A 15,169-nucleotide genomic window follows, 5' to 3' on the forward strand; every position below is an offset into this window, starting at 1 on the left:
GCAAGCGTTCCCCTAGCAGCAAAGATGGAGACCGCTCCCGACAGCATCGGCAACGTTTTTTTATTTTCCGCGTCTGATCGGGATTGTCAGGTCAGCGGCGTCCATGTGCCGCTGGCGTTGCGGCAGGCTGCCCCCCGCGACATCAGTTCCTTGCCGGCGACCGTGACGGTGTGGCGATACTGGCGGCAGTTCTGCGAGCCGACCTGGAACGGTGCGTTGGCGATCACTTCGCCGCTCGCATCGTCACCCTTCCACTTGATCGTCTGGCCGACGGCACTGCCTTCAAGCGCGCGGTATTCCGCCTCAAGCGCCCGCGTCCGATCGCTGCTGGAGAGCTCGGCGCCGGTCCGCCCGACGATCCCGCCCTGCAGCGCCGTGATATAGGCAGCCGAACTTGACGGCCGTTGCGACAGCAGGCCTTTCGGGGCACCCGCCGCGGTGGAACTGGTGTTGCACCCTGCCAGCAGGCCGGCAATCGTCATGAATGTTGCTGCAGTGAGGAGATGTGACAACCGCATCGTGTCGGGAACCGCGCTCGTTTCGTTTTCGGGATCGGAACCGGCATCATTCGGTTTCCGGCTTGGCGCCATTATGACGCTATTGGGTCGGAACTGAAATGCTGCGATTGTCGCCTCTCCTTTTTGTGCGCAGTTCTTGTTGTCGCCGTATCGTCACGGCATGATGTTGCATTGGCTGTAGACAAGATATAGCAGGCGATCCGTCCGTCCAGAACCGTCGGAAGCAAGTGCGGCGTCGTTGCCCATCGGCCACAGTTTTCTTCCCTCAACCGGCCTTGTGCTCAGCCGGCGACTTCCTTGATCATGCCCGGCAGCAGCAACTGGGTCCGAAGGCCACCGCGCACCCCGCGCGTCATCTCCAGCTCGCCCTGATATTCGCTGACGATCTCGCTTACAATCGACAGTCCCAGCCCGGCCCCCGGCTTGCTCTCGTCCAGCCGCCTGCCGCGCTTGACCGCTTCGGTGATCTGGTCGGGATTGAGACCCGGCCCGTCGTCTTCGACGGCCATCTCGATCCAGGGACGCTTGGCCGCCTCTCCTTCTGCCTTTTCCGGTGGCGCTGTTGCAAGCGCTGCCGTCACCCAGACGCCGGTGCGACAGAACCGTGCGGAGTTTTCCAACAGGTTTCCGATCGTCTCCTCGACATCCTGCTGCTCCAGCGCAAGCGCTGCGCCCGGCGGATAGACGGAAAGGTGGAATTCCTTGTCGGGGTTGAGGCGGCGCATCACGCGCACCAGCCGCTCCAGCACCGGCTCGATATCCGTGCGCGCCAGAAGCGAGTTGCGCTGTGCCGCGATCCGGGCGCGATTCAGATAGGATTGCACCTGCGCCTGCATCGTCTCGGCCTGCGAGCGGACGAGATCGGACTGGACCTTGTCGAGCATGCGCGATTCGTTGAGCAGAACCGCGATCGGCGTCTTCAGCGAATGCGCGAGATTGCCGACCTGCATGCGGGCCCGCTCGACGATGCGGCGGTTGCTTTCGATCAAAGCATTGATGTCGTTTGCCAAAGGCATGATTTCACGCGGAAATTCTCCCTCCAGATGCTCCGCCTCACTGCGCCTCACCCGCTCCAGCGAACGGCGCGCCGCATCAAGCGGCTGCAATCCGTAGAGGATGGCGAGGCCGTTGACGATCAGGCTGCCGATCCCGAACACGCCGAGCGCGATATAGAGGCTGCGCGAAAAGCTGCGGATATCGTCTTCCACGGCATCGAGATTGCCCGAGACGCGAAACCGCGCCGCGCGTCCCTCGCCGTCCAGAACCACTTCGGTTTCCGCGACCAGGACGTGGTTCCCGAAAGCGTCGCGGGTCGGATAGAAACGCTCGTAGCGATTGTTGAACGGCGCCTGCAGGATCGACGGCACTGTGATGTTGGAGGTCCCGAGCGACGAGGACGAGATCGCCGTCGCGGCAAACGTGCCGAGCGGTTCGATGATCCAGTACCATCCGGTCTCCGGCTGCGAGAAACGCAGGTCGCCCAGTTGGGGGTTGCCGATCAGCTTGTTGTCCTCGCCGATCGTCACGGAATTGATGACGTTATAGAGCTGCGCCCGCAAAAGGTCGGTAAACGAGCGTTCGGCGGACTGGCGGTAGAGCTGCGAAATGACGATCGAGATCACCACCAGCGCCACCGCCGACCAGGTGGTTGCCAGAAGCAGAACGCGAGCGGTGAGCGAGCGGGGCCCTATCCGCTTAATGCGCATCGTTGGGCGCTTGCATGCGGTAGCCGAGGCCCCGCACGGTTTCGATCAGGTCGACACCGATCTTCTTGCGCAGGCGCCCGACAAACACTTCGATCGTGTTGGAGTCGCGGTCGAAATCCTGGTCGTACATGTGCTCCACAAGCTCGGTGCGCGACACGACCTGGCCCATGTGATGCATCAGGTAGGAGAGAAGCCGGAACTCGTGCGAGGTCAGCTTCAGCTGTGTTCCGTCGACGCTCGCCTTCGATGCCTTGGTATCGAGCCGAACCGGACCGCAGATGATCTCGGACGACGAATGCCCCGCAGCACGCCGGATAAGCGCACGCACGCGCGCAAGCACTTCTTCCACATGGAAGGGTTTGGCAACGTAGTCGTCGGCGCCGGCATCGATACCCGACACCTTGTCGCTCCACCGGTCACGCGCCGTCAGCATCAGCACCGGCATGCCCTTGCCCGCCTCACGCCACTTCTCGACAACGGTGATGCCGTCCATCTGCGGCAGTCCGATGTCGAGGATCACGGCGTCGTAGGGCTCGGTCTCGCCGAGATAGTGCCCTTCTTCGCCGTCGAAGGCCTGATCGACCACATAGCCGGATTCCTTCAACGCGTCGGAAAGCTGGCGGTTGAGGTTGACGTCGTCTTCGACCACGAGAATACGCATGAAACTGTCCTGAAAATCACTGCGGGCCCCGCCGCGGTATGAAGCTTACAAGCCGGTTTACAGGCAACCGGCCTACATGGGAACCCGGACCGTCACCTTGCGCGGACGTTCGCCATTGCCCTGCACCAGCACGGTGACAATGCAGGTCTGTCCGTCCGAGGATGGCTGGGCGGACAAAAGCTGACCTCCCGTGTCGCGCAATACCTTGTTTGCCGCCGTGCCGCAGTCGCCTGCAACCAGGATCAGATAGTCGCGCGCCGGCGCGTTTGCCGGCACAAAGGCCGCCAATCCCGCTATTGTCGCGGCGATGATCGCAATGATCGGCAGTCGCGCCATGGCTTTCGGTTTCCACTCATAAGACGACAGGTGTCACGCCCCGGGATCACGGTCTTGAATCACGTCCCCGAAATCATGTCCAAAGCATTCGATGGAGTATGTATCCAATACCAACTGAATGGCAAATGAATGGTCTGTAATGCTGACCCTCGTGGCGCCGTCATCCCTTGCCCGTCGGATGGATCGGCGCGCTCGCGACGATCCGCCCGTAGAGCGCCAGCAACCCGCCGAAAGCACCGGCAAAGGTGACCAGAATGTCGGCAAGCTCCCCTTGCGCATCAGCGTTAATCTCCACTCCCGCCACATGCGCAAGCGGGGCGGCAACGGCAATCAGCGCGCCCCAGATCGTCTTCGATTGATACCAGGCTTTTGTCCCGTCCATAGCTGTCTCCCATCACGATATTGTCAGAAATCGGCACACAAAAATTGGCACTCAAACTCGGCTGTCAGAACGCGATCGTCGCAAGCGCCGCAATGCCGAGCGGCACGGCTTGCCCGATCTGGCGGATGCTCAGGGTGAGGCTCGGCTGCTGAGAGCCGAAATCGGCAAGCTCGTCGCTCGCCGGATAAAGGAACAGCGGAGCCTCGACCTCCACCCGCCGCACCACGACGCCACTGGTCCCGAGGATCTCGACGCGGTAGCCTTCGTCCGGCTCGTCTCGCGGAATATCGCGCCCGTCCCAGCCGTCGGCATCGACGCGCCCGCGCCGGATCCAGCGGAACTGGGCAGCGCCATCGGCCAACCGGACACCGCGGATATGCACCGGCGAAAGCGGCGTCTGCGCCCTTTCTCCACCGGCAAACACATGCGGTCCGGATCGGCCTCCGACGGCGCCCAGGCTTTCGGCCAGGAAATTCAGCCTCCGTCCCTGCTCGTCACCGGTCAGCCCGAGCGGCTTCACGGCATCGTCCAGCACCACGCAGGCCGCACCGACAGCGCTCCCGGCCGCCATCGCATCCTCGGTTCCCGCCAGTCCCCGCAGCAATCCGGACAGCCGCCATCGCCCCGCCGCGATCTCCTGCGCCTCGGCAAACCCGACGATCTCCCAGATGCCGTTTGACGCGCGGATGGCTAGCCGGTTGTCGCTGCTCAACACCGCCAGCGCCTGCGCCGACGAGAGACCGCCGAAATAAAGGTCGAGATCGAGCACTTTTGAGCGGTCGAACCGTCCCGTTACACCGGGATCGAGCGCCGAAACCAGCAAGCCGAGCCTTGCTGGGCGATCGACCGTCACCCGCCGGCGATATCCATCGGTCGTTGCCGAAGACGAAACCGCGATCCGCCGCCAGGGCCTGCAATAGGCTGCCACCGCCGCAAACCCTGCCTCATCGGACGAGGTCAGCCGCGGCAGGTCGAGAAAATGGAGGACCGGCGCAAAGGCGTCGCTCGCCGAACGACCGCTCTCACGCCGCGTCGTCACTGCGTCATAGCGACCAGGCGGAAGCGGCGCATGGTTCTGTGCCTCGATCCGCCGCACCGTCCCGTCCTCGACCCGCTGGACGACGAAGATACCGTCGGGACCATCTGCCAGGTGCACCGCATCGCCGGGCTCGAGCGCCAGATCCTGCGGCGGCAGCGTGAAGGAGATCGAGCGCCGTGCCACGCGCTGCGCTCGCAGCACCGATTCCACCGCCCCGAGCGCCGCCTCCTCGCCAAGCGTCGCCGGCAGGTCGTAGCTTGCCACACGCTCGCTTTCGGCCGTAGCGCGGCGCGACCGTGCGCTCGCCTGCTCGTAGTCCAGAACCGGATTGTAGAAGCCCAACACCGCTTGCGCCGGGAAGTCGCTGTCGTGGCCCCGGCTTTCCGACCAGAGGGGTTCGCCTTCGACCTCCGCCACGATCCCGATCTCGCGCGCGGCAAGGCTCGCACCCTGCCTCGAGCGGAATCGCAACAGCCCGGCATCCTCGCTGACGTCGATCTGGAACACACTCAACAGAGGCTCCAGCAGCGAGCGCGCCGAGGTAACATCAGCCTGCACATAGCCGGTCAGATCGCCGGTCACGCCGGACACGTCGAAATCGTCAAAACCGTGATCGGTCAGGATCGCCGCGATCGCGTCGGCAAGCGTCGTTCCGCCCAGCCTGCCGTTCAGCCAATGCCCCGTGCGCCAGTTCTCGCCGTCGCTCCAGATCGTCAGGTCGTCGGGAAAGGCCGGAGACGGCCGCGCATCCCATGTCCAGACGAACACATGATCCGGATCGACCATGCCGGCGGGTGCCGCCTCGCCCTGCCACCAGCCATGATGCGCTTCGAGAAACCGTCGCTGCTGGCTGTCGGATCGCCCGCCGGACGAGAAATACGGCAGGCTGCTTTCCACCGATTTCGGATCGACAAACACATTCGGCTGGTTGGCGCCCTTGTCGACAGCCGGGCAACCCAGTTCGGTAAACCAGATCGGCTTCATCCCCGGCAACCAGGCTGTCGACGCCGCACTCTCCACGCCGCCCACCCGGTTATAGTGTCGGTTGTCCCACCACCCCTGGAGATCCTTGGCGCGAAACACCCAGGGCTTACCCGCCAGCCCGTCGGTGATCGGCGAGCGCAGCCGGGTCGCCCGGTCGGCCTCGCTTGCGTAATACCAGTCGAACCCTTCGCCCGCCGCAATCTGCGCCGCCATCGCCGCCCGGTCGTCGCAGGACCGGAACCCATCCGGATTTGCCGCTGCCAGATCCTCGTCGCGCCAGTCGGAGAGCGGCATGTAATTGTCGATCCCGACCGCATCGATATGAGGCGACGCCCAGAGCGGATCGAGATGGAACAACACATCGCCGGAACCGTCCTGCGGGTGGTAGCCGAAATATTCGCTCCAGTCCGCGCCATAGGTCAGCGCCGTCGTCGGTCCGACAAGCGCCCGCAAATCCGATGCCAGCGTCACCAGCGCCTCGACGAACGGAAACGCACCGGTCTGATCGCGGATCTGCGTCAGCCCCCGCAGTTCCGATCCGATCACCAGCCCCTCGACGCCACCGGCCGTATTGGCGAGCTCGGCATAATGCAGCACCATCCGCCGATAGCCGTCCGCCCCGTTGGCAAAAGCCTCGACCTGCGTCCTCGCAACCGACGTCCTGTCGGCACTCCCCGCCAGTCCCGGTGCAGGGTGACAGGTAATCCGCCCGCGCCACGGGTAGCTTGCCTGCTCCGCCTGGCCATAGGGATCGGCCAGACCATTACCCGGCGCGATGTCCATCATCACGAACGGATAGAGAAACACCTTCAGCCCGCGCGCCTTGAGATCGGCAATCGCCGCGAGCACGCTTGCATCCCCAGGCGTGCCGCCATAGGCCGGCCCGCCTCCCGACGAACTGACGCGGTGCGCCGCGCTCCTCACCACCCCGGCAACCGACCATACGGTGCTTTCGTCGCGCCGTGTCTCCACCTCGACACCCGGCAGAATGCGGCATTGGCCCGCGCGCAGATCCGTCCCGAACCAGGCGACGACCAGCGCCACGCTCTCAAGATCGGGGCAGAGCGCCTGCAGTTCGTCGAGCGATGCCTGCCAGTCGGTCGTTGCCACCATCGTGTTGCGGTTGAGAATGCGGGCGCTGCCTTCCGCCGTCTTCTCGGTCACCTGAACCGTGTGATAGCCATGCTCGGTCGCGCCGGGAATAATCGTCACCGCCCGGATCTGCCGCTCCAGTGTCCCCACCGGCCGCACCACCTCGAACTGCAGCAGCGGAATGCGGTTGCCGAACGCTTCCAGCGGCAACCGGTCGAGCACGACATAGGCAAGCCCGCGATAGGCCGGCGCCTTTCCTTCCCCCTGCTTCGCCTCGATCAGCGGATCCGGCAACTGCGTCTCGTCGCCCACATGCACCCGCATCTCGATCGCCGTCAGGTCCACTTCCTGGCCATCGGCCCAGACGCGCCGCACGCAGGCGATCGGTCCCTCGCATAGCCCGACGGCGAAGTTGGCGAAATACTGAAACGTTTCCGTCTGAGACCCGCCCGTCGCCTTGGCGCCGGTCCGCTCCCGCGTCGCCTCCTCCTCGAACCGCGTCGCCCAGATCAGCGTACCCCCGATCCTCGCGGTGCCATAAACCCGGCTGACCGCCGCCCCTTCATCGGCCCCCGGAATACGCGCCGTCGCAAGCCTCGCGCCCGAGACGGTCGAGGACCCGTTGATCAACGCCCGATCAACCACGCTCCCCGCCAACGCCCCCGCCGCCCGCCCAAGGATCGCCCCGACAGGACCGAACACCCCACCAAGTGCCGCACCCGCCGCCTGAAACAGGATCGTCGCCATGGAACCCCCTCACGCCGCCCCAGCCGTGAACTGGATGCGCGCTCATGTTGTGGATCTATCAGATTTTGGAGGCAGAAAAGGACGTGGCTGCCCCTCACTCTAACCCCGCTCGCGGAGAGAGGGAACGTGCCCCGATTGGCGCGAGGAGCGCGCCATCCCTTGCCGGCGGAAACCGGTGCACTGCAGCGATTTTGCGGCGCCAGGAGGGCACCAGAACCGAGCGTGTCACCGCCATCTGCTCGTAGGCATGAATGAAATGGGACGGCCCGGCCAGAATGCCCGCATGCTTCATCATCGTGTCCGGTCGCCAACGAAACAGCAGCAGATCGCCCGGCTGCATCTGCACGACGCCAAATGACGGTCCAAACAGCCGGATGCCAGCCTCCGCCATCCGGTCCTCGCCGCCCCGTTCCGCCCAGTCGGGCGCATAAGGACCCACCGGTTCCGGCTCCTCGCCGTAAAGCTCCCGCCAGATGCCGCGGATCAGGCCTATGCAATCGCAGCCGATGCCGCGCGTTGCGCCCTGATGCCGATAGGGCGTGCCGATCCAGCTTTCCGCCACCGCGACGATCCGCCCTCCGGCGGCGCTCATTCGAACAGCGCTCCGCCGTCATGCAGCCGCTCGCCATCCACATACGAATAGGCAAAATCCGAACCCGGCACATGCGGAAAGCCGCGGAAATTGAGGATGTTCGCAAACCTCCCGCCGCACGTCGAGACCGTCTTGTCGCAACCGGCCGTCAACGTCACCGCCTGTCCGGGAACGACCACCTGCTCCAGCGGCAACCAGAATGTCAGCACCGCCTTGCCGTCTGCGCGTCGCTCGTGAACCTCGATATCCACCTGCGACCCGCCTGCAAATTCCGCGATGCCCCGGCCGAAAAATCCCTCTGCAAATCCGGAAAGACCCGAGACGACGATGCGGCTTTGATCGATCACCGCATCCACCATGCCATTCCCGCGCCAGGCCGAGAGGTTCACCCGGCAGCTGGTATCGCCAAGGCTCGCGTCGCAGCGCCTGCCATAGACCCGGCCCTTCGGCTGGCCCAGTCGATGCGCAAGGCTGCGCAACTCGGCCCTGAAAGCACCGCCCGATCGCGAGACTTCGCCGATCTCGCGGATATTGAGCAGCATATGCTGAGCCAGATCCGCCCAGTTGACCACGAACAGCTCGACCCGCGCGCCGTCATAGCGCCCGCTTGCAAGATCCGCCTCGTCGATTGCAGCGCTCGAGAGGCCGCCCTCCACCTCTTCCGCGCTGGCGGCCATGCCAAGCGCCTGTTCCGCCTCGCTCGCCGCAAAGCCGCTTGCCGCCAGAAATGTCGTGCCGGCAAAGACCAGGTCGCGGTCATGCTCGGTAAACCCAAGCACCACCGCGTCACGTCGCGTCACCCGCCAGCAATAGCAGATCGTGGTCGCCTCGCCGATCAGATGGGCGGCAAGACCCGCCGGGATCGCCCTCATGCCAGCACCTCCGTCAATGGAATGGCCGGGATACGCCCGGCGTCGAAATGCGCCAGATTGATCTCGATCCGGTCGGTATCGAAGCGCACGGCCACGTCGAATTCGAACCCGGCCCGCACGATCTGGCCGGCCGTAGGCACCTGCCCTTCCGCAAAGGTCACGATGCCGGTCGTCGTATCGACGGTGAAGGACGTCGCTGCCTTCGCCACGCCGCCGACCGACACGACCACCGTTCCCGCCACCGGCTTGGTGATCCGTCGCTCCCAGCCGCCGGCCGCATCCGCATAGGTTTTCGTCAGCGAGAACGCAGAGTTCGCCCCATCGCCGACCCCGATCTGCTGGTCGCTTGCCGAGATCGCCTGGCCCGGCCCACAGGATTTCCAGTCGACCGGATCGCGAAACCTGAAGCCGTAGAGCTGGCCGCCGCGTGCCTCGAAGAACTCCAGAACCGCATAGAGATCGGCAACCGATTTCACCCCGGATCCGGCTTCATAGCTTCGCCGCGAATCCCGCCAGCGCTGGTTGCGGGCCTCCCGGCCATTGGACAGATTGACGATATCGGTCCGGCGCACAGGCCCGCCGGAAGCGCCAAGCGCCACCCGCAGGGGAAAGCGCACCTCATGAAATCCGCTCATCGCTGCCCCTCACAATCCTCTGTTTCCGCGCGAAACGCTGCGTGCCAGCATCGCCGAAATCTGGCCCTCGCTTTTGCGAAAACTCGCCGCATCCGTCGCGGTCACGTTGAACACCACCTGCGCTCCCCCGCCGCCGCCAGCTGACGCCACGCCGAGCGCGCCGTCCGATCCGCGCCGAAGCGGCAGGATCGCCTCGGCACCCGCCTCGCCCATCAGCCCGGTGCCGCCGCCCATCGAAAAGAAAGTCGGCGCCCGCACGACGCCGCCATCGGCAAACGGCGTCACAGACCCGATCAGCCCGCTCACTGCATTGCCCAGCAGGCTTTCGAGCGGCTTCAGCCCTGCCGTTAGCGAAATATCCGCCAGCCGGTTGCCGAGCCCTTTCAACACATCGTCCAGCCCCTTGCCCCCGGTCGTCGCCGTGCTCAGTGCACTGGTCAAAGCCCGGCCGAACCGGTCCGAACGCGCCTCAAGATCCGCCATCACGCCAGACAAGGCTTCAGCCCCCGCCACCGCCGCGCCAAACGTCTCGTCATCTGGATCCATCGCATCCGCTCCCGTTCACATCGAAGATCAACCGGCTCGCAAAATCACGCCCCATCCGGAAAAGCCCGCATCAGCGTCTCCAGCCCGGCTCGCTCGATCGACGTCGCGCGTTTGATCAGGCCGCCGGTTGCGGCAAACAGTTCCCGTGGCGTCATCGCCCAGAATTGCGGTGCGGAAAGCCGCAGCAGGCAGAGACCGGCGTGCATCGCCGCATCCCATGGAAAAGGCTCAAACGTTTGCGCCTTCCCGCCCGCTGCGGCCATCAGGGGTTTGCGGGTGACGTGCCCTCATCCGTGCCGAAGGCAGCACTCAGCAACTCGCCGACGATCCGCGCACAGGACAGGATCCCGCCATCGACGCTCATCGCCGCCGCCTCGTCGTCGGTAATCAGGTTGCCGCCGCCGCGAAGGCCCGCCCCGATGATGCGGATCATGTCGGCTGCCTTCATCCGCCCGGAGGAAAACCGTCCCGCGAGCTCCGTCAGATCGCTCGCCGCAAAGGCCGTTTCCAGTTCTGCCAGCGCGCCGAGCGTCAGACACAGGATGCGCCGCTCGCCGTCCATTTCGGCCTCCACCTCGCCGCGTCGGCGGTTGGCCCGTCCATGCATGCCCATGAAATCCCCCTTTCATGCTCTTACAATGCTGTGAAACTCACGACGCCGGCGGATTCGAGCGCAATCTCGAACCGGATTTCGCCATTGTGCTCGCCGGAATATTCGAGCGCCGTCACCTGGAACGCACCCGCCAGTGTCGCGAAACTGGGGATGATGATCTGCCAGGACAGGATCGTGCCGGCAAAGAACGTGCTGCGCACCAGCGCGTCGCTCGTGCCGTCCTTGAAGATGCCCGAACCGCTCAGCGATGCCCGCTGCACCCCCGCCCCGCCCAGAAGTTCGCGCCAGCGCCCGCTGCTTTCGGCATCGGTAATGTCGACCGTTTCGGCGTTGAAGGCGATCCGCCTGGAGCGCAGTCCCGCCACGGTCAGAAACGTTCCGCTATTATCCACCTTCAGGAGAAGGTCCTTGCCCTTCTGTGCCACCATGTCCCGATCCTTTTCCAACCGCTTTGAAGTATTGATGCTTTCGGGTTGCGTGCCGACCTGCTACAGCCGCGGGACACATTTCCTCGCCCGCTCCCCATCGCGATATCGCATTGACCAAGTCCCCCCTCCGGTCTGCCCGGACCATTGGCGTTCTCGCCATCACGCAACTCATCGGCTGGGGCACCACGTTCGAAAGCCTCGGCGTTCTCGGTCGCTCCATCGCGCCCGATCTCGGCCTAGCCAACGAAATGGTGTTTGCCGGATTGTCGGTGATGATGCTCGCCAGCGCGTTTTGTGGTCCGCTCGTCGGCCGGCTGCTCGGGCGCCACGGGGCGGCCAAGGTTCTCGCTGCCGGTTCCGTATTCTTCTGCGCCGGGCTGCTCGTGCTGTCCGTCTCGAACGGCCTGCCGCTTTATGCGGTCGCGTGGATCCTGCTCGGTGCCGGCGGCGCCTTTTGTCTCTCGGCACCGGCCTATGCCGCGGTGGTCGAGCGTGAAGGCACGAAGGGACGTCGCAGCATCACCATCCTGATGCTGTTTACCGGCCTCTCCGCCACCATCTTCTGGCCGCTGCTCAGTCTCGGAAACGATCTCATCGGCTGGCGCACCACGATGATGGTCTGCGCTTTCGTGCATCTGTTCGTCTGCGTGCCGCTCTATCTCTTCGCCCTGCCGAAGCCGATCGCCTGGGACACCGCCGATGCCGGCGTCGATGCGCCCCCGGTCGCCTTCACCAATCGGCAAGGCAAGCTCGCCTTCCTTCTGGTCGCCACCGCCACCACCATTGCCTCCTTCGCATCCTACGGCGTGTCGCCGTCGCTTCTGGAACTGTTGCGGCAATCCGGTGCGACGCCTGAATTTGCCCTGCAGCTTGCCGCAGCGCGTGGCGTCATCGGCATTTCGGCGCGTGCATTCGATATGCTGCTCGGCAAGCGCGGCAATCCGTTCATTACGGCCGTGACCGGCAATAGCTTCATGATCCTCGGCTTTCTCAGCCTCATCGTCCTGCCGTCGTCGACCGCAACGCTGTGGATCTTCATCGGGCTTTACGGCATCGGCTCGGCAGTCCTGCAGGTCGCAAAGGCGCTGCTGCCGCTCGCCCTGTTTTCACCGCGCGACTATGGCCGCCAGGCCGCACGGCTGTCCATGCCGCAGAACCTTGCCAATGCGCTCGCCCCCGTCGTGTTCACAGCACTGCTCGATCGATCGGGCGCGCTGACGGTTCTCGTCGTCACCGTCCTTCTGGCCGGCTCGGCGCTTACCGGCATCCTCTTCCTCATGCATCTCGTGCGGCAGAGTAACCGCATGGCGGCCTCTCACTCAGTCACCGCACGGTAACGCAGCTCGACCTGAAGATATCGCGTGTTCGGCTCACGCCTGGTGCGCGACCCAGTCCGCAACAGGCTCACCAGCACAAACCCTTCCAGCGTCAGCGCCGCATCGTGCAGCAGCGTGTCCACCCGGCTTGCGATCTCCTGCGCCTGCCTTCGCCCCTCGGCCTGCGACCACACCGTGATGGTCAGGCTATGCGCCTCGCCCGGTTCCGTACCGGTCGAATAGTCACGCGTCTCCCACTCCCCAAAGGCGATCGCCGGCAGTTTCGGCTTCGGCATCAGCCGGTCGTGGACACCGCCTTGACCGACCAGCGCCGTCAATGCGGCGTCGCCGGTCAGCCGCGCATGGACCGCCTTCATCAATGCATTGGAGGCTGAGGTCATAGTGCCTGCTCCTCGCATTGGCAGACCAGATAGCGACCGGTCTCGTCAGGGTCGCGCACCAGTTTCAGCAGGAAGATCCGCGCGCCCTTGGTCAGCCTCTGCCCGGCCGCGACATCGCTTCGAAACCGGATCCAGATCCGGTGGCTGACCGTGCCCACCTCGGCACTTGCCGCTTCGGTCACAACGAATGAGACCGGCTCGATCATTGCCCAAACGGCCGCCACCGATTGCCAGGTTACGGTCGCACCACCCTGACCGTCGGATACGGAAACCGCATCTTCCAGCTCCAGCCGGGCGGTCATCTGGCCGGGGTCGAGAAACACCACCATCACAGCCTCCGCATGCGAAAGGCCGCGATCAGGCGCTCATAGCCATCGGGAATTCCCGCCGGCTGCTGGTCGGGCGACAGCACGCCGCGGAAGGCGAACATATGGCCGATATGGATCAACATCGCCCGCTTCAGCGTATCCGGCACATCGGTCCCGGCCTCGCCATAGCCGGCCGAAAAGTCGATCTCGATGCCGTTCATCACCTGGCCGGGATCGATCGTCGAGCGCAGCCACAGTCGCGCTGGTCGCCCCTTGCCGTCGAGCAGATGGTCTTCAAGCGACACATCAACCGCATTCCCTGCAGCATCGTAAATCGTAACGCTCTGAATCGCTTGCACGGGAGACTTGAGGATGCGGATCACGCCGTCGCAGGGCCAGCGGTCGAGATAGAGCCGCCAGGACTGCGCCATCAGGCATAGGCCCGTCTCACGCTCCAGATGCTCGCGGGCAGTCGCAATCAGCGATCCGATCAGCGCATCCTCATCAGCGCCGTCAAGACGCAGATGCGCCTTTGCCTCGGCAAGCGTCAGCGGTTCCGCCAGGGGCGGATTGGTCTGGGCATAGGTCATGGGGATCCTCGTCGAAGATGATATCCGGCCCTGCCCATCCTCTCCCCGCCGCTGCGGGAAGAAGGTGGGGATGGCCGGATGACGGGTAGTTCCGGCAAACGTTAGTCCGCCCGGCCGATTAGCTCACGGCGAACCGCACCAGCTTGATCGCCTCGAAATTCTGCACCCCGCCGCCGACCCGCTTGGTGGTGTAGAACAGCACATAGGGCTTGGCGGAATACGGATCGCGCAGGATGCGCACGCCGGCCCGATCGACCACGAGATAGCCCGAGCGGAAGTCTCCGAAGGCAAGCGACGTCGAGCTTGCGGCAATGTCAGGCATTTCCTCGGCTTCTGCGATCGGAAAGCCCATCAGCGAGGCGGCCTGGCCCGCACTTGCCGGCGGCCGCCACAGGTAGTTGCCGTCGACATCCTTGAACTTGCGGATATCGGCCTGCACCTTGCGGTTCATCATGAACGTGCCGTTCTGACGATGACCGGCCTTGAGCGCGTAGATCACCTCGATCAGCGTGTCGGAGGGATTGGTCGCCTTCCAGCCGCCGGCAACACCGGTTGCGATATAGCCAAGACTGCCCCAGGCCCAGCTCGCATCGGCAACAGCCGTATAGGCGAGAAAACCCTTCGGCTTGTTTACCCCGTCACCGCGCACGAAGGCATCGCCCTCCTGCTCGGCAAACACGATATCCACCTCGCCGGCAATCCAGGCCTCCATGTCGACAGCCGCGTCGTCGAGCAGCGCCTGCGTGGCGGCCGGCATGGCGTAGAGTTCCATGGTCGGGAAGGCGAGTTCGGCCAGAAGCGGCGTATTGGTCTGCGGCCGCGCCGCCGTTTCCGCAACCCAGCCGGTGGTCAGCCCCGTCGTCGAGAACGGTTTCTTCAGGACAGAAGTCGAGACGGTGCGCACGGTCGAAAGCGCCCGCATCGGCGACACGACGGACACGCGGCGGCCGATTTCCGTGTCGGTCTCCGGCGGCACGAGATAGCCGCCATCGGCGCCGACCCCAACGGAGAACGCCTTCGCCTCCAGCTCGCGCAGTCCATTGTCCTCGCCGCGACGGATATAGGCGTCGAACCCCGCCTTGTGCTCCATCGCCTCAGGCGAAAGATCGGCACTCTGGCCATACCCACCCCGGCCACCGAGCGGCAGCCGCGCCTTCTTCAGCGCCAGCTGGTCCAGCACCCGTTTCTGGTCGTCCATGGCGCGGTTGATGCGATCCACCTTGTCGCGGGTCACCACGTCGGCAGTCAGCTTCTGCTCGATCTCGCCGAGCCTTCGGTCGTTGACGTCCTTGAAGGCCTCGAACGCCTCCATGAATTCGTCGAGCGCGGCCGTCACCGTTTCCGGCACGGCTTTCACTTCCGGCGCCACGGCGCCACTTCCCTGTCCCTGTCCCGTCATCATG

General features: G+C 64.7%; 18 protein-coding genes. 1 reads left to right on the forward strand and 17 read right to left on the reverse strand.

All coding sequences use genetic code 11. The features are described 5' to 3' along the window. Positions 1-86 precede the first annotated feature (86 nt). The 13 genes from AC0JZ8_RS17650 to AC0JZ8_RS17710 all read right to left on the reverse strand — a co-directional run bounded on the left by AC0JZ8_RS17650 (position 87) and on the right by AC0JZ8_RS17710 (position 11,151). On the reverse strand, positions 87-482 hold the full coding sequence (locus tag AC0JZ8_RS17650; protein WP_430256330.1) for a hypothetical protein: 396 nt from the start codon (positions 480-482) through the stop codon (positions 87-89). Between the two features lie 317 nt (positions 483-799). Further along, entirely contained in the window at positions 800-2,224 is a 1,425-nt protein-coding gene (locus AC0JZ8_RS17655; protein WP_062453437.1) for a sensor histidine kinase, read from the reverse strand. Beyond that, entirely contained in the window at positions 2,214-2,885 is a 672-nt protein-coding gene (locus AC0JZ8_RS17660; protein ID WP_471893049.1) for a response regulator transcription factor, read from the reverse strand. The genes AC0JZ8_RS17655 and AC0JZ8_RS17660 overlap by 11 nt, the downstream gene beginning before the upstream one ends. A 72-nt stretch (positions 2,886-2,957) precedes the next feature. Beyond that, complete coding sequence (locus AC0JZ8_RS17665; protein WP_062579714.1) at positions 2,958-3,221, reverse strand: hypothetical protein; 264 nt, start codon at positions 3,219-3,221, stop codon at positions 2,958-2,960. Positions 3,222-3,381: 160 nt separating this feature from the next. Then, a complete protein-coding gene (locus tag AC0JZ8_RS17670; RefSeq protein WP_062453440.1) occupies positions 3,382-3,603 on the reverse strand; it encodes a hypothetical protein in 222 nt (73 codons plus the stop codon). A 64-nt stretch (positions 3,604-3,667) separates the two neighbouring features. Then, positions 3,668-7,465 (reverse strand): baseplate multidomain protein megatron, encoded by a 3,798-nt coding sequence (locus tag AC0JZ8_RS17675; RefSeq protein ID WP_471893050.1) that lies wholly within the window; start codon positions 7,463-7,465, stop codon positions 3,668-3,670. Between the two features lie 94 nt (positions 7,466-7,559). Beyond that, positions 7,560-8,057 carry an NlpC/P60 family protein gene (locus AC0JZ8_RS17680; protein ID WP_471893051.1) on the reverse strand — a complete coding sequence of 166 codons (498 nt, stop codon included), beginning with the start codon at positions 8,055-8,057 and terminating at the stop codon, positions 7,560-7,562. Then, entirely contained in the window at positions 8,054-8,929 is an 876-nt protein-coding gene (locus tag AC0JZ8_RS17685) for a DUF2163 domain-containing protein (protein ID WP_471893052.1), read from the reverse strand. The genes AC0JZ8_RS17680 and AC0JZ8_RS17685 overlap by 4 nt, the downstream gene beginning before the upstream one ends. After that, the gene (locus AC0JZ8_RS17690) at positions 8,926-9,564 is read right to left on the reverse strand and encodes a phage distal tail protein, Rcc01695 family (RefSeq protein ID WP_471893053.1); all 639 of its coding nucleotides are present in this window, start codon (positions 9,562-9,564) and stop codon (positions 8,926-8,928) included. The genes AC0JZ8_RS17685 and AC0JZ8_RS17690 overlap by 4 nt, the downstream gene beginning before the upstream one ends. A gap of 9 nt (positions 9,565-9,573) precedes the next feature. Next, a complete protein-coding gene (locus tag AC0JZ8_RS17695; protein ID WP_471893054.1) occupies positions 9,574-10,110 on the reverse strand; it encodes a phage tail tape measure protein in 537 nt (178 codons plus the stop codon). Between the two features lie 44 nt (positions 10,111-10,154). Continuing rightward, positions 10,155-10,373, reverse strand: coding sequence for a rcc01693 family protein (locus AC0JZ8_RS17700; RefSeq protein ID WP_471893055.1), 219 nt, complete (start codon positions 10,371-10,373; stop codon positions 10,155-10,157). Beyond that, on the reverse strand, positions 10,373-10,723 hold the full coding sequence (locus AC0JZ8_RS17705) for a gene transfer agent family protein (protein ID WP_062453447.1): 351 nt from the start codon (positions 10,721-10,723) through the stop codon (positions 10,373-10,375). Before AC0JZ8_RS17705 ends, AC0JZ8_RS17700 begins: the two co-directional genes overlap by 1 nt. 20 nt (positions 10,724-10,743) lie before the next feature. Further along, a complete protein-coding gene (locus tag AC0JZ8_RS17710; protein ID WP_062453448.1) occupies positions 10,744-11,151 on the reverse strand; it encodes a phage major tail protein, TP901-1 family in 408 nt (135 codons plus the stop codon). Positions 11,152-11,261: 110 nt separating this feature from the next. Between AC0JZ8_RS17710 and AC0JZ8_RS17715 the strand changes: the two genes are divergently transcribed. Then, positions 11,262-12,488: an MFS transporter gene (locus AC0JZ8_RS17715; RefSeq protein WP_471893056.1), complete on the forward strand. Its 1,227-nt coding sequence runs from the start codon at positions 11,262-11,264 to the stop codon at positions 12,486-12,488. Here the strand turns inward: AC0JZ8_RS17715 and AC0JZ8_RS17720 are convergent. The 4 genes from AC0JZ8_RS17720 to AC0JZ8_RS17735 all read right to left on the reverse strand — a co-directional run bounded on the left by AC0JZ8_RS17720 (position 12,467) and on the right by AC0JZ8_RS17735 (position 15,168). Beyond that, the gene (locus tag AC0JZ8_RS17720; protein ID WP_174195867.1) at positions 12,467-12,868 is read right to left on the reverse strand and encodes a DUF3168 domain-containing protein; all 402 of its coding nucleotides are present in this window, start codon (positions 12,866-12,868) and stop codon (positions 12,467-12,469) included. The genes AC0JZ8_RS17715 and AC0JZ8_RS17720 overlap by 22 nt on opposite strands. After that, a complete protein-coding gene (locus AC0JZ8_RS17725; RefSeq protein ID WP_180215424.1) occupies positions 12,865-13,197 on the reverse strand; it encodes a phage head closure protein in 333 nt (110 codons plus the stop codon). Before AC0JZ8_RS17725 ends, AC0JZ8_RS17720 begins: the two co-directional genes overlap by 4 nt. Continuing rightward, entirely contained in the window at positions 13,197-13,766 is a 570-nt protein-coding gene (locus AC0JZ8_RS17730) for a head-tail connector protein (RefSeq protein ID WP_471893057.1), read from the reverse strand. Before AC0JZ8_RS17730 ends, AC0JZ8_RS17725 begins: the two co-directional genes overlap by 1 nt. Before the next feature lie 118 nt (positions 13,767-13,884). Next, positions 13,885-15,168 carry a phage major capsid protein gene (locus tag AC0JZ8_RS17735; protein WP_471893058.1) on the reverse strand — a complete coding sequence of 428 codons (1,284 nt, stop codon included), beginning with the start codon at positions 15,166-15,168 and terminating at the stop codon, positions 13,885-13,887. Position 15,169: the final 1 nt, after the last annotated feature.

It is taken from the genome of Velazquezella soli, assembly GCF_977018685.1.

Excerpts from the sequence above, each read along its gene's own strand:
- AC0JZ8_RS17650 (WP_430256330.1), bottom strand. The coding sequence starts at position 482 with ATGACGATTGCCGGCCTGCTGGCAGGGTGCAACACCAGTTCCACCGCG.
- AC0JZ8_RS17655 (WP_062453437.1), bottom strand. The coding sequence starts at position 2,224 with ATGCGCATTAAGCGGATAGGGCCCCGCTCGCTCACCGCTCGCGTTCTG.
- AC0JZ8_RS17660 (WP_471893049.1), bottom strand. The coding sequence starts at position 2,885 with ATGCGTATTCTCGTGGTCGAAGACGACGTCAACCTCAACCGCCAGCTT.
- AC0JZ8_RS17665 (WP_062579714.1), bottom strand. The coding sequence starts at position 3,221 with ATGGCGCGACTGCCGATCATTGCGATCATCGCCGCGACAATAGCGGGA.
- AC0JZ8_RS17670 (WP_062453440.1), bottom strand. The coding sequence starts at position 3,603 with ATGGACGGGACAAAAGCCTGGTATCAATCGAAGACGATCTGGGGCGCG.
- AC0JZ8_RS17675 (WP_471893050.1), bottom strand. The coding sequence starts at position 7,465 with ATGGCGACGATCCTGTTTCAGGCGGCGGGTGCGGCACTTGGTGGGGTG.
- AC0JZ8_RS17680 (WP_471893051.1), bottom strand. The coding sequence starts at position 8,057 with ATGAGCGCCGCCGGAGGGCGGATCGTCGCGGTGGCGGAAAGCTGGATC.
- AC0JZ8_RS17685 (WP_471893052.1), bottom strand. The coding sequence starts at position 8,929 with ATGAGGGCGATCCCGGCGGGTCTTGCCGCCCATCTGATCGGCGAGGCG.
- AC0JZ8_RS17690 (WP_471893053.1), bottom strand. The coding sequence starts at position 9,564 with ATGAGCGGATTTCATGAGGTGCGCTTTCCCCTGCGGGTGGCGCTTGGC.
- AC0JZ8_RS17695 (WP_471893054.1), bottom strand. The coding sequence starts at position 10,110 with ATGGATCCAGATGACGAGACGTTTGGCGCGGCGGTGGCGGGGGCTGAA.
- AC0JZ8_RS17700 (WP_471893055.1), bottom strand. The coding sequence starts at position 10,373 with ATGGCCGCAGCGGGCGGGAAGGCGCAAACGTTTGAGCCTTTTCCATGG.
- AC0JZ8_RS17705 (WP_062453447.1), bottom strand. The coding sequence starts at position 10,723 with ATGGGCATGCATGGACGGGCCAACCGCCGACGCGGCGAGGTGGAGGCC.
- AC0JZ8_RS17710 (WP_062453448.1), bottom strand. The coding sequence starts at position 11,151 with ATGGTGGCACAGAAGGGCAAGGACCTTCTCCTGAAGGTGGATAATAGC.
- AC0JZ8_RS17720 (WP_174195867.1), bottom strand. The coding sequence starts at position 12,868 with ATGACCTCAGCCTCCAATGCATTGATGAAGGCGGTCCATGCGCGGCTG.
- AC0JZ8_RS17725 (WP_180215424.1), bottom strand. The coding sequence starts at position 13,197 with ATGGTGGTGTTTCTCGACCCCGGCCAGATGACCGCCCGGCTGGAGCTG.
- AC0JZ8_RS17730 (WP_471893057.1), bottom strand. The coding sequence starts at position 13,766 with ATGACCTATGCCCAGACCAATCCGCCCCTGGCGGAACCGCTGACGCTT.
- AC0JZ8_RS17735 (WP_471893058.1), bottom strand. The coding sequence starts at position 15,168 with ATGATGACGGGACAGGGACAGGGAAGTGGCGCCGTGGCGCCGGAAGTG.